This is a genomic window from Thermoanaerobaculia bacterium (assembly GCA_035717485.1).
Lineage (GTDB): Bacteria > Acidobacteriota > Thermoanaerobaculia > UBA5066 > DATFVB01 > DATFVB01.
The window spans coordinates 1-14,563 of the sequence record DASTIQ010000076.1; the positions used below are offsets into that span (position 1 = coordinate 1).

Consider the following 14,563-nt stretch of genomic DNA (forward strand, 5'->3'; position numbering starts at 1 on the left):
GGCGCAGGCGCCCGGACGCCGTGCGCCCCTATCGCTGCTGGGGATACCCCTGGACTCCCGCGCTTTTCATCGGGAGCTCGCTCGCCGTCGCGGTCGCGACGATCGCGGCGCAGCCCAAGGAGACGCTCGCCGGCCTCGCGATCATGGTGACCGGGATTCCCGTGTATTATTGGATGCGGCGGAAGCGTCCCGGCGGGGCATCGTTGTAACGGGCCCACCGGACTTTCGGTCCAGACCTGGAGATTGCTTCGCTTCGCTCGCACCGACAAAGAACGTACCGGCAGCGTGCGTCAAGGCCGCGGGCGGGGCGAGCGCGCCCGTCTCCGCCTTCGCTAATGCTTCGGCGCGATCCTATTGGCATCGACCGGCCGATGCAGTTCGCGCGAGCTCATCGCCGATCGCCGCGCAAGCGAGTTCGAAGTGTGAGCGCCGGCTCACACATTGAATTTGAACAGCATCACGTCGCCGTCTCTGACGACGTACTCCTTCCCCTCCTGCCGGACGAGGCCCTTCTCGCGCGCCGCCGGCATGGACCCGGCCGCGACCAGCTCTTCGTAGCCGACCGTCTCGGCGCGGATGAAGCCTCGCTCGAAGTCGGAGTGGATGACGCCCGCCGCTTTCGGCGCCGTGTCCCCCTGATGGATCGTCCAGGCCCGGACTTCCTTCTCCCCCGCCGTCAGGAACGTGCGGAGCCCGAGGAGGTGGTACGTCGCCCGGATCAGGCGGCCGACCCCCGACTCGAGGACGCCGAGCGACTTCAGGTACTCGGCGGCTTCCGCGTCCGAAAGCTCGGCGAGCTCGGCTTCGATCTGCGCGGAGATCACGATCGCCTCGCTGCCGGCGTGCTGCTCGGCGAACTTCATCACCGCCTGGACCGCGGGAAGCTTCTCCGCGTTCGTGAGGTCGCTTTCGGCCACGTTGCAGGCGAACAGCGTCGGCTTCATCGACAGGAGGAACCAGCGCCGAGCGATCTCCGTCTCCTCGTCGGTGAGGTCGAGCTCGATCGCCGGGCGGCCGGCGTCGAGATGGGCCTGCACGCGCCGCGCGAGCTCCGCTTCCGCCTTCGCTTCCTTGTTGTTCCCCTTCGCGAGCCGCTCGGCCTTGTCGAGCGCCTTGGCGACGGTCTCGAGATCGGCGAGGACGAGCTCGGTGGTGATCGTCTCGATGTCGGCCACCGGATCGATCCGGCCGGAGACGTGGATGATGTCCTTGTCCTCGAAGCAGCGCACGACCTCGACGATCGCGTCGACCTCGCGGATGTGCGAGAGGAACTTGTTGCCGAGGCCTTCCCCTTTCGACGCTCCCGCGACGAGACCGGCGATGTCGACGAACTCGACGGTCGCCGGAATCAGAACCTCGGTCTTGACGATTTTCGCGAGCGGGACCAGGCGATCGTCGGGCACGGTCACGACGCCGACGTTCGGATCGATCGTGCAGAACGGGTAGTTCGCGGCCTCGGCCTTGCGCGTCTTCGTCAACGCGTTGAAGAGCGTCGATTTCCCGACGTTCGGCAGGCCCACGATACCGGCGCGCAGCATGAGGCCGGGAAGATACCCCGTTTTCCCGCGCGGCGATACGTCGAGCCGGACGGGCTCAACGAACGCCGCCGGGTACGCCCCGGGAAGTCGCGGACGACCGTATCCCGTCGGGCTCGCGGCTCGCCGCGCCTCGTCCGTGGAACCCACCGACAGCGATTCCCCGGGGAAAGTTGCTCGACCAGCGAACCGATCCGGTAAGAGCCGTTTTGTCATCGGGGTTTTTCGTCGGCGATAATTCCCGCCTTCGATGGCCGATTACGCCTTCATCACCCAGTGGTGGTTCGACGCCCCGATCGAACGGGTGTGGGAGACGATCCGGCAGGCCGAGCGCTGGCCCTCGTGGTGGCGCTCGGTCGCGGCCGTCGAGAAGGTTTCGCCGGGCGATGCGTCCGGAGTCGGCGAGGTGCGGCGCTTCACCTGGCGGGGACGCCTTCCGTACTCCCTCTCGTTCCAGATGAAAACGACGCGTGTCGAGGCGCCGACGACGCTCGAGGGGGTGGCCACCGGCGAGCTCGAAGGGACGGGGCGGTGGCGGCTCGCGCCCGAGAGCGGCGGCACCGCCGTCCGTTACGACTGGAACGTGCGCGCGACGAAGCTCTGGATGCGCCTCCTCGCCCCGCTCGCCCGGCCGCTGTTCGTCTGGAACCACGACGCGGTGATGCGGGACGGCGAACGGGGGCTGCGGCGGCTCCTCGAGGGAAAAGCATGAGCGCCGAGATCTCTCCGCTCCACCCGGACGACTGGGAGCGCGTCCGGGAGATCTACGGCGAGGGGATCGCGACCGGGAACGCCACGTTCGAGGCGAGCGCCCCGTCGTGGGACGCCTGGAACGCCGCGCACCTGGCGATCGGCCGCCTCGTCGCGCGGCTCGACGGCGAGATCGCCGGATGGATCGCCCTGTCGCCCGTTTCGGGGCGCTGCGTCTACGCGGGCGTTGCCGAGGTCAGCGTGTACGTCGCCGCCTCCGCCCGCGGACACGGCGTCGGACGGGCGCTCCTCGACGCGGCGATCGCCGATGCCGAGGGCGCCGGGATCTGGACGCTGCAGTCGGGAACCTTTCCCGAGAACACTGCGAGCATCGCGCTCCAGAAGGCGTGCGGATTCCGGGAGGTCGGCCGGCGCGAACGCCTCGGAAAGATGAACGGCCGCTGGCGCGACGTCGTCCTGCTCGAGCGTCGCAGCACGGTCGCGGGGACGAGCTGACGCGGAACGCCCATCGCGCGGGACGGGCGCGTCCCTCCGTCGCCCGGTCGGCCCTCCTGTATGCTCCCGTCGAACTTTTGGAGGACCGATGAAGCGACTCCCTGCCGTCCTCGCCGCCGCGCTCGTCCTCGCCGCCGCCGCCCGCGCCGACGAGAAGTCGGAAATCCGCGGCTTTCTCGCGTCGTCGGTGGCCGCGCAGAGCGCGCGGGAAGACGCCTTCCGCGCGGCGATCGACCCCGCGACGATCCGCGAGACGATGCGCACGCTTTCCGCTCACCCGCACCATACCGGTTCCGAGCAGGACCGGATCAACGCGGAGTGGATTCTCGACCGCTTCCGGAGCTTCGGGTGGGACGCGAAAATCGAAACGTTCGACGTCCTCTTTCCGACGCCCGCCGAACGGCTCCTCGAGATGACCGCGCCCGAGAAGTTCACCGCGAAGCTCGAAGAGCCCGCCCTCCCGGAAGATCCCACGAGCCATCAGAAATCGGAGCAGCTCCCCACCTACAACGCCTACTCGATCGACGGCGACGTCACGGCGCCGCTCGTGTACGTCAACTACGGGATCCCCGCCGACTACGAAGCGCTCGACCGCCTCGGCGTGAGCGTCGCGGGAAAGATCGCGATCGCGCGCTACGGCCACTCGTGGCGCGGCATCAAGCCGAAGGTCGCGGCCGAGCACGGAGCCGTCGGATGCATCATCTATTCCGATCCGTACGAGGACGGATACCGCGAAGGAGACGTCTTCCCGAAGGGGCCTTTCCGGCCGCCGGACGGGGTCCAGCGCGGAAGCGTCGCCGACATGCCGCTCTATCCCGGCGATCCCGAAACCCCTGGAACGGGTTCGGTGCCCGGCGGAAAGCGGCTCCCGCTCTCCGAGGCGAAGACGCTGACGAAGATTCCCGTGCTGCCGATCTCGTACGCCGACGCCGAACCGATGCTCCGGCGCCTCGAGGGACCGATGGCGCCCGAGCGATGGCGCGGAGCGCTCCCGTTCCCGTACCACGTCGGCCCGGGAGCGGCGACGGTCCACCTGCGCGTGAAGTTCCACTGGGACGTCAAGCCCGTCCGCGACGTCGTCGCGACCCTCCGCGGCGCGTCGTTCCCCGACGACTGGATCATCCGCGGAAATCACTACGACGCGTGGGTCAACGGAGCGGAGGACCCGATCTCCGGGCAGTCCGCGATGCTCGAGGAAGCGCGGGCGCTCGGCGACCTCTGGAAGAAGGGCTGGAGGCCGAAGCGGACGATCGTCTACTGCGCGTGGGACGGCGAGGAGCCGGGTCTGCTCGGCTCGACCGAATGGGCCGAGACCCATGCCGACGAGCTCGGCCGGAAGGCGGTCGTCTACATCAATTCCGATTCCAACGGACGGGGGTTCTGGGACGCCGGCGCGTCGCACTCGCTGCAGCGGTTCTTCCACGGCGTCGCCGAGTCGGTCGGGGATCCGGAGAGCGGGGTCTCGATCGCCGAACGGCTCCGCCGGCACGCCATTTCCGAGGCGGCGCGCCGCCAGCCCACCGACGAGCCGGACCCCGACGCCGCCGCGACTCCGGACGAGGCGCGCGCCCGGCGGGAGAACCCGGTCTCCGCGCTCGGCTCCGGGTCCGATTACACCGTCTTCGTCGATCATCTCGGTATCGCTTCGGCCAATCTCGGCTTCAACGGGGAGGACGACGGCGGGATCTACCATTCGATCTACGACGATTTCTACTGGTACACGCACTTCTCCGACCGCGATTTCGTGTACGGCCGCGCGCTCGCGCAGGCCGCGGGGACGGCGGTGCTCCGCCTCGGGGACGCGGACCTGCTGCCGTTCGACTTCGACGCGCTCTCCGGGGCCGTCGCCCGGTACATCGGCGAGATCCGGGACGAAGCCGAGAAGGAGCGCGCCTCCGTCCGGGAGACGAATCGCGAGATCGAGGAGGGCGTGTTCGCCGCGGTCGACGATCCTCGCCGGCCGACGGTCGCTCCCCGGCCCGAACCCGTTCCTCCGGTGATCGGTTTCGCCGCGCTCCAGACCGCGCAGGCCAAGCTCGAGGAGGCCGCCCGCTCGTTCGACCGGGCCGCGACCTCCGCCCTCGCGGGGGGCGCGAAGCCCGACCGGCTCGCCGCCGCCAACGAGAAGCTGAAGGTGGCCGAGCGGGCGCTCCTTTCCGACGCGGGACTCCCGGGGCGCCCGTGGTTCCGTCACCAGGTCTATGCACCGGGCTTCTACACCGGGTACGGCGTCAAGACGCTGCCCGCCGTCCGCGAGGCGGTCGAGCAGAAGAAGTGGACGCTGGCCGACCGGGAAGTCGGGGAAGTCGCGCGGGTGATCGAAAAGGAAGCCGCGGCCGTTTCCGACATCGCCCGGACGCTCGCCCCCCGCTGACCTCTCCGCCGGCGCGCGCGAACACTTGCACTCGCCGGCGGACGGCGTATCGTGTCGGAGGAGGCGCGATGGCCCGCGGCTGGGGAAAAAGCGAAGAGGATCTCCCGGCGGAGAAGGAATCCGCGCGGGAGGACCGCTCCGCGACCTCCGACGCCGCCCGCCGCGCCGATGCGCGGGTCCGCGCGGAGCGGCACGCGATCGAGCTCTCCCTCGCCCGGATCGCCGAACAGCTGTCTCGCACGACGAATCCCGAACGGCGGAAAGCGCTCGAGGCGGCCCGGGCCGATCTCGAAGAAAAGAGGAAGGCCCTGGGCTAGTCGGTCGCGCGCCTCGCGCGGACTTGCCGGACCCCTTTTTCGGTTGCTCGTCAGACGGTGGGCGGGGGGCGCCGGGCGATCAACCCGGGCGCGGCCGATTCCGAGAACCGGCGGACCGTCTCGGGAAGGACCATCTTCAGGAGATAACCGGGAAACGCGCGGGCGATCGACGCGGCGATCCGATCCGCGGGCGATTTCGCCGCCCTTCCCTCCTCGACCAGGCGGCCGACCGTCTTCCGGTACGCGAGCTGCGCGTCGACGATCTCTCTTCCGCCGGGCGCCCCGTGTCCCGGGACGTACGTCGCCGCGTCGAAGGCGATGAGCTGCCGGAGGCCTTCCTCGAACCCGTCGAGGGACGCGTCCTCGAAGTTGACGTGGTACCCGTTCGAGACGAGATCGCCGCAGACGACGAGCGACTCCGCGGGCAGCCGGACGACCGCGTCGCCGGGCGTGTGCCCGTGACCCGGGTGCTTCACCTCGACCTCGATGCCGCCGAGATCGATCGTGAGGGCGTCGGCGAAGGTCAGGCCGGGCGCCCGGGATTCGGCATCGCCGAACAGCACCGCGAGTCCGGGGACGCGCCGGCGCTCGTCGATGAGCCCGGGGTGGGCGGCTTCCATCCCGCGGCGGCATTCTTCGTGGGCGACGACCGTCGCGCCGCTTCGCGCGAACCAGGAAGAGCCGAGAGCGTGATCGGTGTGATGGTGCGTCAGGACGACCCAGCGGACGGGCGCCATGTCCGCGCGCGCAAGAGCCGTCTCGACGAGGCGAGCGTGCGCCGGCGCGATCAGCGGATCGACGAGGAGCGTCGCCTCGCGACCGAAGATCCCCGTGCAGTTGGCGCCGTAGCTCGTCGCGATCTCCTCGCCGCCGAGCGTCCAGACGACCACGTTGTCGCGCAGACGGGTCTCGCGGAGCGCGTTCATGCCACGACATAGACTATCGCGGCGATGGGCGCTCGAGAGCCGCTTCGCTGCCCCTGGGCCGGGACCGATCCGCTGTACGTCGCCTACCACGACGTCGAATGGGGCGTTCCGGTCCGCGACGACCGTGTCCTGTTCGAATTCCTCGTCCTCGAAGGGTTCCAGGCCGGGCTGTCGTGGCTCACGATCCTCCGCAAGCGCGACGCGTTCCGGAAGGCGTTCGACGGATTCGATGCGGCGAAAATCGCCCGCTACGGCGCGCGGGAACGGACACGGCTGATGAAGGACGAAAGGATCGTCCGCAACCGCGCGAAAATCGCCGCGGCGTCCGAGAACGCGAAGGCGTTCCTCGCGATCCGGCAGGAACGGGGATCGTTCGCGGAGTACCTCTGGGAGTTCGTCGGAGGCTCTCCCTTCCGGAACCGCTTCCGCGCCGGCCAGGTTCCCGCGGAAACCGACGAATCGCGGACGCTGTCGAAGGATCTGCGGCGTCGCGGCTTCAACTTCGTGGGACCGACGATCTGCTACGCCTTCATGCAGGCCACGGGCATGGTGAACGACCACGTGGTGGAGTGCTTTCGGCATCGGGAGATCGCGAAACTCCGATAGACGCCGCCTCGGGCGGCGAAGGCCGCCGGGAACGCATATTGCTCACTTCCGCGGCATGGCGCGCTACGAGGTCTCCGAATTCGAGCTCGACGGGTTCCACGGCTTCCGCCTGACCGACGCCGGGCGGAAGTCCGAGGCGCACGTCTTTCCCCAGCTCGGCGACAACGCGGCCCTGTTCCGCACGACGCCGGAGGGCGTCCCCGACGGCCTGCCGATCGACGTGATCGTTCCGCCGGAACGGCTCGCGGAGCTCGCGCGGATTCCGTTCTCGAGCGGAATTCCGATTCTCTTCGCCTTTCCGAATCGCGTGCGCGACGGGATCTACACGTTCGAGGGACAGACGTACGAGATGCGGGACCTCCTGTCGAAAGGGTGGGACCGGGGAGCCGGGCAGGCGATGCACGGGCTGGTCGACGACAAGCCGTGGAGCGTCGAGCAGGCGGCGGCCAACGACGCCGGCGCCTTCGTGACCTGTTCGTTCCGTGCCGAGTCGTTCTCCCTCGTCTCCGCGCAATTCCCTTTCCCCTGCCGGCTCGTCGTCACGCACCGCCTCCGCGACGGCCTTCTCCATCTCGAGGCGGCCGTCCACAACACGGGCGAGACGGACCTCCCGCTCGGGTTCGGGCTTCACCCGTGGTTCCCCGCCGCGATCCTGCCGGGAGCGGTCCTCCCGGACGCGATCCCGGGGATCCCTCGGGAGCGTCGCGCGCGGTCGCGGGTGCGGATTCCCGCCGACGCGCGCTGGGAGCTCGAACACCTGATGCCGACCGGGAGAGTGCTTCCCGCCGGGGACGATCCCGGAAAATTCGATCTTCGCGAGCCCCGTGCGCTCGGCGACCGCGATTACGACGACGTCTTCACGCGTGTGCTCCGCGACGCGCGGGGATGGTCGGAGGCCGCGCTCGGCGACCCGGAGAGCGAAATCGAGCTCTTCGTCTCGGCCGGCCCGGGGTTCCGGGAATGGGTGCTCTACGCACCGCCCGATCGAGCCGTCGTCGCGATCGAGCCGTACAGCTGCACGACCGACGCCGCGAATCTCGCCGCGCGGGGCATCGACTCGGGGCTCGTCGCCCTGCCGCCCGGGGCGACGTGGCGCGGAGAGGTTGAGTTCGGATTGCGCGCGGCGCTCTGACCCGGTGGTATCTTTCGTTCCGGTTCCATGAGCGAATCCCGCAAGATCGGGGTGTACCTCGCGACCGTATTCGCCCTGGCGTACACGGGCGAATTCTTCGTCCTGTCGCACGGCGGAATCGAGGGACCGGCGATGGGCGCGCTCGCGCCGGTCATCATGTGGGTTCCCGGAGTCACGGCGCTGGTTCTCTCGGCCGCCTCGGGCGGGGGAATCCGCCGAATCGCCTGGAGACTTCCCCGCCCCGTGTTTCTCGCCTGGGGAATCCTCCTCCCGTCGGTGGGCGCCGCCGTCGCCTTCCTCGCGATCACGGCCTCGGGGCTCGGACGCTCCCCCGACCTCCCGCGCATCGGGACGCTGGTCTCCGTCGCGCACGGCACCTTCGTGCTCGGCCGCGGCGAGCAATCCCTGCCGTTCTTTCTCGTCAACTTTCTCGCGACGGCCGTCGCCCTGTCGCTCGCGGCGAGCGTGCTGACCGCGGGCGAGGAGATCGGATGGCGGGGCTGGCTCCAGCCGCGGCTCGTCGGGCGATTCGGGAAAGCCGGCGGACTCGCCCTCCTGGGGTTGGTCTGGGCGCACTGGCATACGCCTCTCGTGCTCCACGGGTTCAACTACCCGGAGTTTCCGCGGCTCGGCGCGTGGGTGCTCTGGCCGTTGATGTGCATTTCGATCTCCTTCGTCTTCGGCTGGTTGACGATCAACGGCGGAAGCATCTGGCCGTCCGTCCTCGCCCACGCCTGTCTCAACGCGATCTACGGCGGGCTCGTCCTCGGAATCCTCTATCCCACGCCGCGCGCGCATCTCGAGGGAGATCTGATCTCGCTCGCCGTCTGGGCCGCCGCGGGCGGAGCGTGCCTCGCGGCGACGAAACCGCCGCGGGACCTCGAGTCCGGTTCCCGGTCGGTCCCGTCCGCCGCATGAGCGAGCACGAGCGCCTCCTCGGCGAGATCCGGCGCGCCTACCGGGGCGGCGCGTTCCACGGTCCCGCGGTCTTCGAGATCCTCGACGGCGTCGACGCCGCCACGGCCGCCGCGAAGCCGGTCCCGGGCGCCCATTCGATCTGGGAGCTGGTGCTCCACGTCGCGGCGTGGAACCGCATTCCCGCGCGCCGGATCCGCGAGAGGAGGCCGATCGACCCGACCGACGCAGAGAACTTTCCGACGATCGGCGAGCCTTCGGAGAGCGCGTGGATCGCGGCGAAGGAAGAGCTCGCGGCCTCCGCCGACGAGCTCTCCGCCGAGATCGCCGCCCTTCCCTCCGACCGCTTCGCGGAAACGGTCGCGGGCCGCTCCTACACCATCCTGACGATGCTCGACGGTGCCGTGCAGCACGCGCTCTACCACGCCGGCCAGATGGCGCTCCTCAGGAAGGCGGGAGCGAAGGCGTCGAAAGCATCGGCCGGGTCCATCTGACCGTTCCCCGCGCCCCGGGGTCCGCGACCTCGTCGGCGGAACGGGACCGGACGTTTCGATGGGTATCCGCACCCGGCGCCGCGCATTGCGCCGGCGGCGCCGGATCGGACTCATCGCGGCAATTCGATCCCGGCCGGGCCGTCGGCGAGCAGAATCCCGTCGTAGTCGATCGCACCGCTTCCGCCGCCGATGCGCCAGTCCACCCGGATCGTTCCACGCTGCGTTCCCGCCGCGGGCAGCGTCGTATGGATCGATCCGTTGTGAAACCGGGAGTTGTCGATCGCGTCGCTCCCGCTCGCCGCGCCGATCGTCGTCGCGTTGATCGCGAATCCCTCCGGAAGGTCGAAGGCGATGCTGTCGGTACCCGACGCGCCAAAATCGTCCCAGAAATTCTCGTGGCGGCCGCTGTAGGCGGCGTCTCCCAGGGGTTGATCGGGAAGGCGGAGAGAACCTCCGAAGATCCTCGCGAAATCGATGCGTTCCGTGTAGACGTGGTTGGACGCATCGCACTGCGTCACGACCGCCGCGTCCGCGCACGACACGACACTCACGTATCGCGGTGGAACCAGCGTCTCCTCGCGCCGGGCGCGGAAATGGATCGCGAGGGCGTTCGAAAGGACGTTGTCCGACCTCTGGACGATGACCTGCGCGTCGCCGTCTCGGACGCCCGTAATGGAGTCATCGAGCGTTCCGGTCACCGCGAACGGCGACCAGCTCGTCACGGTCACGTTCGCCGGCGATCCGTTCGGCAGCCGCATCCGAATCGACCCGGGCGAGGTTCCAAGGGAAAACCCCGAAACCATCAGCACCTGGCCGGGCTGAACGCTGTCGGACGGCGAGCCGCTCAGCGTGGGCCTCAAGAACGCGGTCGCCGTCGCCGCGCACGGCACGATTCCGCACAGGCGGCGGAGGGACTCCGGTACGACGAACCCCCCGCTGGTCGGGGGCGGAGGCGGTGGCGGTGCGGCCGTGACGGTGATCGTCGTCGTCGCCCGGCCGGTGCAATTTCCGGTCGCCGTCACGAGGACCGTCTTGGTCCCGGCGGCCACGTACGTGTGCGGCGGAGGCGAGAACGGAAAGCTCGCCGTCGAATAGGTCGTCACGGCAATCCCCGCCGTGTTGTAGTTGACCGCGATCGCCGAGCACGGGCCTCGCCCCTGGATCGTGATCGTCACCGGATGCCCGACGACCGCCGTCGACGGCGCCATGACGGCCGTGATCGATCCTCCGATCGCCGCGCTCGAAACGAGAAGAGCGAGGGTTGCCGACGCCAGAGCTCGGAACAGATTCGCTTTCATCGGTGTCCTCCGTTTTCTCGCTATTGCTTCTGTCCCGCGACTTCCTTCAGGAGCTCGGCGGCGCGTCTGTCGATCTGCTCCTTCTCCTTCGGGTTCGCCGTTTGCGCCTTCTGGAGCAGGAGGGTCGCCTCGGTGCGAATCTCGTCCTTCCGTTTCTCGGACATCTGGCGGGAAGCCAGCTTCGCCTTTTCGGCCTCGAACTGGGCCTTCAGGCGCGCGTTCGTGGCGGCCAGCTCCGCCTTCTGTTTCTGTTCGAACTCCGCCGTGGCCTTCCGGAGGGCATCCTCCCCGGAGGCCGCGGAGCTCTTCGCCGCCGCCGCCGCCTCCGCGTTCATCTTGCGCGCCTCATCGATCAACTGTTCGCGCGTCACGGAAACGCCCTTACGAACGAAGACCGTGCCGGGAGACGCGGCGGAGATCTTGGCGGCGGCGTCCCGCCCGCGGAGGCCGTCGAGGGAAATTTCCGTCTCGGCCGCGGAGAGTCGCGCCGGAAGCGCCAGGACGCCGGCCAGGATCAGAATGGAAAACGGTTTGATCGGGCTCATCGTCGGTTCTCCTTTCTATCGAGTGAGCGAGAGGCCCCGCGGACCGTCCGCGAAGAACCATCCGCCGTAAAAGATGTGCGCGTCGCCTCCCGTCAGACCCCAGTCCACGATGACGCTCCCGACGCGCCGGCCGGCGAAGGGAGCGGTCGAGCGGAACGTCGCGTTGACCGTCGACCGGACCCCGGGAAAGAACGAGTCGATGATCCAGCCGTCCGGCAATCGAATGTCGTACTGGTCCATGCCCGCGCACCCGCCGTCGTCCCAGTAGTTCTGATGGAATCCCGAGAAGCTCGCCGAGGAGTCGGCCGGCAGCAGAGGCTCGGCCGCGGCTCCGAACGTCGCGAAATCGTAGCGGGTACCCTGGATGTCGTTCGAGGCGAGGCAATTTCTCGAGACCGCGTCGTCCCCGCAGGCGGAGACCGTCACGTACGACCGGGGAACCGCAACGACTTCGCGTGCGGCGACGAACTGAATCGCGACGGCGTTCGAGAAGACGTTGTCGCTCCGCTGCACCACGATCTGCGCATCGCCGTCGGGAAATCCCGAGATCCCTTCCTCGAGCGTGCCGGTCACCGCAAACGGCGTCCAGCTGGCCACGTGGAAGGAAGGCTCGGCGAGGCGCGGGACTCCGAGCCGGACCGGCGGCTCGGGAAGCCGGATCCGCACGACGCCGGGAGACGCCCCGAGAAACGACCCCGAGATCATCAGCATCTGTCCCGGCTGAACGGTTTGCGGCGCCACTTCGTTCAATGTGGGCCGGGCGAAAGCCGAGGGGCTCGCGCCGCATCCGATGCGGGCGCACAACGCCGAAAGCGACGTCGAGACGGTGAACGAGGTGCTGGGAGTCGGGGGCGGGGGGGCGGCGACCGTGATCGTCGTCGTCGCCCGGCCGGTGCAGTTGCCGGTCGCCGTCACGAGGATCGTCTTCATTCCGGCCGCCGCGTACGTGTGCGGCGGCGGCGAGAAGGGAAAGCTCGGCGCCGCGTACGTCGTGATGGTCGTTCCCGCCGTGTTGTAGTTGACCGCGATCGTGCTGCAGGGGCCGCGCCCCTGGATCGTGATGGTCACCGGATGCCCCACGACTGCCGTGGGCGGCGCCGTCACCGCCGTGATCGACCCGGCGCGCGCCGCGCGGGCCCCGCCGAACATGGCGGCTAGCGCGACCATCGCGGGCAGAATCCTGTCTCGGGCGAACCTCATCTGGACCTCCTCCTTCGGGACCTGCGTCCCGTTTCGAGCGCCTTTCAAGACCACGGGACCCCCGAACCGGGGGGCACGGTTCCGTTCGCGTTCACGCTTCCGAAGGGAGCCGGGGTCTTTCCCGGGGAGGTGCGGTCGCGGGCCGTCAGGGGGGACGCCCCGGGAAGCATCGAGACTGCCGGCGCGGAGCCGAGTGGCCCGGCGCCCCATCGCAAGAGCAGCGCGGCGGCATAACGGTGGTCGAAGCCCGACGGCGTGGCCTCGATTCCCGGCGACGACGCCCGCGTCCGGTTCCACTCTCCCGAAAGCTGGAGGGACAGGAGCGATCGAAGGAGCCGCGGCGCGTAGATCAACAGAGCGCGGTACTGCTCGCTCGTGGTCCGCGTTCCGCTTCCCCTGTCGTCGGAGCGGTTCCAGGACGCCGACGGGGCGATCGACAGGTCGACCGCTCGGATCGCGAGAGCAGGCTGGAGAGCGACGAGCCACAGATCGGTGTGCCCCGCGGCGAGGCCCGATTCGCTGCGCGTTCCGGAAATGAGCGCGGAAAGGTTGAAATCGGGCAGCAGCGCTCCCGTCGCCGAGACGAGCGCCGTCCGCGTCCGGGAAGACAGCGAAGGGTCGACGTCGTCGGTCAGGCGCATGTCGGAATAGCTCTCCGAGAGCCCAATCTTTCCCGGGGTCTCGCTCAGCGTTCCGGTCACCGAGGTCTGCCGGCGGTCGAGCTTCGGGAACGGCGAGGCGGGAGAAGAATCCCCGGAGTCCCGGGTCAGCGAGCCGAGGAGCGAAAACGTGACGGGCTTCCCGAGAGGGAGGCTCGCCATCACCATGCCTCCCTTTTCCGAGGCGTCTTCCGGACCGCCGGCCGTCGCCGTTCCCTTTTCATATCGGAGCTGCGTCCCCAGAGAGAGCTTTCCGAACGTCCGCGAGAGGAGGAACTCGCCGCCCGCGCGCGACGGGATGGACGCGGCCGTGAGCCCGGGATTGGCCGGATTCACGAACCCTTCCGAGGCTGAATGGAAGGAGAAGTCGTAGATCGTTCCTGCGAGGAAGCCGCCGGCGCGCAGGCGCCAGGCGCCGCCGTCGCTCCGGCGGGAGGGTCCATCGGTCGAATTGGGCTCGAAGCGTCCCCGAGCGCCCTCTGCCGTCAATGAAAGACCGACACCGAAGCTCACGTGCGCGAACCCGCCCACGAGCGTCCCCTTTCCGCCCGAAGTCAGGTCGCCCGCGGCGTCCCGGGCCTCGATCGCCACCGCGCGAAGGTCCACGGGAAAAGCGGCAGGCGACTGGAGAGCCGCCGCCTCGATCTTCTGGCTCGGCCCCGTCGTCCCGGAAATCGCGCCCGAGGGAGCCGACGAGAAGGACTCGTAGACCGACGCGATCCCGACGGGCGTCTTGACGCGCCCCTCGACGGCGCCGCGCGCGAGCCCGGTCGTCAGCAGCGTTGCCTGGTCGACGAACGCGGGGGTCGCATAGCCCGCGCGAGCTTCCACCCGGAGCGCGTCGTCGGGGCCGGCCGAAGCGGACGTGATCCAGTTCCGGCTCTCCTGCACGGTCGAATGCGGATCCTCCAGGTCGTGCCGAACCGACACGTCGCCGGCGTACTTTCCCTCGAAACCGCCGGACCGGACGTCTCCCTGTCCGGCGAGGACGACCCGGGCTGCGTCGGCCTGATCGGGGCGGTCTCCCGAGACGACCGTTCCCATCCCGGTCGCGGTCAGCCCCCACGTTCCCGGCCGGACCGCGCCCCCCGGAGACGGCGGGAGCCCCGCGGAAGGCGCGGAAGAAGGGGGAGGAGCGATCGCGGTCGCTCCCTTACGGACCGTGAAGCTCCACGATCTTTCCATGCCCGAAATCGCCAGTTTGACCGCGTGCGCTCCCGGATCCAGCGGGAAAAAGGCGACGTAATCGATGGAAACGGGAGTGAGGGTGGCGAGCCCGACCACGTCGGTCCCGTCGACGAGCAGGACGAGATCGCCCGGCAACGCCGGAGCGGTCCAGACCGCGGCGATCCGCGG

At 69.3% G+C, this 14,563-nt stretch carries 15 protein-coding genes; 9 read left to right on the plus strand and 6 right to left on the minus strand.

Going from position 1 to position 14,563, the window contains the following annotated elements; genetic code table 11:
- Positions 1-209 (plus strand): amino acid transporter (locus VFS34_04045; GenBank protein ID HET9793612.1); only part of this gene is annotated, 209 nt, incomplete at its 5' end.
- A 225-nt stretch (positions 210-434) separates the two neighbouring features.
- Here the strand turns inward: VFS34_04045 and ychF are convergent.
- On the minus strand, positions 435-1,538 hold the full coding sequence (gene ychF / locus VFS34_04050) for a redox-regulated ATPase YchF (protein HET9793613.1): 1,104 nt from the start codon (positions 1,536-1,538) through the stop codon (positions 435-437).
- A 247-nt stretch (positions 1,539-1,785) separates the two neighbouring features.
- Between ychF and VFS34_04055 the strand changes: the two genes are divergently transcribed.
- The 4 genes from VFS34_04055 to VFS34_04070 all read left to right on the plus strand — a co-directional run bounded on the left by VFS34_04055 (position 1,786) and on the right by VFS34_04070 (position 5,432).
- Positions 1,786-2,247, plus strand: a complete 462-nt coding sequence (locus VFS34_04055) for an SRPBCC family protein (protein ID HET9793614.1) — start codon at positions 1,786-1,788, stop codon at positions 2,245-2,247.
- On the plus strand, positions 2,244-2,741 hold the full coding sequence (locus tag VFS34_04060) for a GNAT family N-acetyltransferase (protein HET9793615.1): 498 nt from the start codon (positions 2,244-2,246) through the stop codon (positions 2,739-2,741). The genes VFS34_04055 and VFS34_04060 overlap by 4 nt, the downstream gene beginning before the upstream one ends.
- Before the next feature lie 88 nt (positions 2,742-2,829).
- Positions 2,830-5,115 (plus strand): transferrin receptor-like dimerization domain-containing protein, encoded by a 2,286-nt coding sequence (locus tag VFS34_04065; GenBank protein HET9793616.1) that lies wholly within the window; start codon positions 2,830-2,832, stop codon positions 5,113-5,115.
- 68 nt (positions 5,116-5,183) lie between these two features.
- Entirely contained in the window at positions 5,184-5,432 is a 249-nt protein-coding gene (locus VFS34_04070; protein ID HET9793617.1) for a hypothetical protein, read from the plus strand.
- Between the two features lie 50 nt (positions 5,433-5,482).
- Here VFS34_04070 and VFS34_04075 read toward each other — a convergent pair whose 3' ends face one another.
- Positions 5,483-6,358, minus strand: a complete 876-nt coding sequence (locus VFS34_04075) for an MBL fold metallo-hydrolase (GenBank protein ID HET9793618.1) — start codon at positions 6,356-6,358, stop codon at positions 5,483-5,485.
- A gap of 24 nt (positions 6,359-6,382) precedes the next feature.
- On the opposite strand from VFS34_04075, the gene VFS34_04080 reads away from it, so the two are divergent.
- From VFS34_04080 to VFS34_04095, 4 genes are read left to right on the plus strand one after another with little or no spacing between them, the layout of a single operon-like run.
- Positions 6,383-6,964 carry a DNA-3-methyladenine glycosylase I gene (locus tag VFS34_04080; GenBank protein ID HET9793619.1) on the plus strand — a complete coding sequence of 194 codons (582 nt, stop codon included), beginning with the start codon at positions 6,383-6,385 and terminating at the stop codon, positions 6,962-6,964.
- A gap of 55 nt (positions 6,965-7,019) precedes the next feature.
- Positions 7,020-8,096 (plus strand): aldose 1-epimerase, encoded by a 1,077-nt coding sequence (locus VFS34_04085; protein ID HET9793620.1) that lies wholly within the window; start codon positions 7,020-7,022, stop codon positions 8,094-8,096.
- Between the two features lie 27 nt (positions 8,097-8,123).
- On the plus strand, positions 8,124-9,014 hold the full coding sequence (locus tag VFS34_04090) for a type II CAAX endopeptidase family protein (protein ID HET9793621.1): 891 nt from the start codon (positions 8,124-8,126) through the stop codon (positions 9,012-9,014).
- Positions 9,011-9,505 (plus strand): DinB family protein, encoded by a 495-nt coding sequence (locus tag VFS34_04095; GenBank protein ID HET9793622.1) that lies wholly within the window; start codon positions 9,011-9,013, stop codon positions 9,503-9,505. Before VFS34_04090 ends, VFS34_04095 begins: the two co-directional genes overlap by 4 nt.
- 110 nt (positions 9,506-9,615) lie before the next feature.
- Here the strand turns inward: VFS34_04095 and VFS34_04100 are convergent, their stop codons facing one another.
- The 4 genes from VFS34_04100 to VFS34_04115 form a co-directional block, all read right to left on the minus strand.
- Entirely contained in the window at positions 9,616-10,803 is a 1,188-nt protein-coding gene (locus VFS34_04100) for a hypothetical protein (protein HET9793623.1), read from the minus strand.
- A 20-nt stretch (positions 10,804-10,823) separates the two neighbouring features.
- Positions 10,824-11,348, minus strand: coding sequence for a hypothetical protein (locus VFS34_04105; protein ID HET9793624.1), 525 nt, complete (start codon positions 11,346-11,348; stop codon positions 10,824-10,826).
- Between the two features lie 15 nt (positions 11,349-11,363).
- The gene (locus VFS34_04110) at positions 11,364-12,548 is read right to left on the minus strand and encodes a hypothetical protein (protein HET9793625.1); all 1,185 of its coding nucleotides are present in this window, start codon (positions 12,546-12,548) and stop codon (positions 11,364-11,366) included.
- Between the two features lie 44 nt (positions 12,549-12,592).
- Positions 12,593-14,563: hypothetical protein (locus tag VFS34_04115; protein ID HET9793626.1), on the minus strand; the 1,971-nt coding region annotated here is incomplete at its 5' end.

Coding starts and splice junctions, on each gene's coding strand:
- ychF (HET9793613.1), bottom strand. CDS start 1,538: ATGCTGCGCGCCGGTATCGTGGGCCTGCCGAACGTCGGGAAATCGACG.
- VFS34_04055 (HET9793614.1), top strand. CDS start 1,786: ATGGCCGATTACGCCTTCATCACCCAGTGGTGGTTCGACGCCCCGATC.
- VFS34_04060 (HET9793615.1), top strand. CDS start 2,244: ATGAGCGCCGAGATCTCTCCGCTCCACCCGGACGACTGGGAGCGCGTC.
- VFS34_04065 (HET9793616.1), top strand. CDS start 2,830: ATGAAGCGACTCCCTGCCGTCCTCGCCGCCGCGCTCGTCCTCGCCGCC.
- VFS34_04070 (HET9793617.1), top strand. CDS start 5,184: ATGGCCCGCGGCTGGGGAAAAAGCGAAGAGGATCTCCCGGCGGAGAAG.
- VFS34_04075 (HET9793618.1), bottom strand. CDS start 6,358: ATGAACGCGCTCCGCGAGACCCGTCTGCGCGACAACGTGGTCGTCTGG.
- VFS34_04080 (HET9793619.1), top strand. CDS start 6,383: ATGGGCGCTCGAGAGCCGCTTCGCTGCCCCTGGGCCGGGACCGATCCG.
- VFS34_04085 (HET9793620.1), top strand. CDS start 7,020: ATGGCGCGCTACGAGGTCTCCGAATTCGAGCTCGACGGGTTCCACGGC.
- VFS34_04090 (HET9793621.1), top strand. CDS start 8,124: ATGAGCGAATCCCGCAAGATCGGGGTGTACCTCGCGACCGTATTCGCC.
- VFS34_04095 (HET9793622.1), top strand. CDS start 9,011: ATGAGCGAGCACGAGCGCCTCCTCGGCGAGATCCGGCGCGCCTACCGG.
- VFS34_04100 (HET9793623.1), bottom strand. CDS start 10,803: ATGAAAGCGAATCTGTTCCGAGCTCTGGCGTCGGCAACCCTCGCTCTT.
- VFS34_04105 (HET9793624.1), bottom strand. CDS start 11,348: ATGAGCCCGATCAAACCGTTTTCCATTCTGATCCTGGCCGGCGTCCTG.
- VFS34_04110 (HET9793625.1), bottom strand. CDS start 12,548: ATGAGGTTCGCCCGAGACAGGATTCTGCCCGCGATGGTCGCGCTAGCC.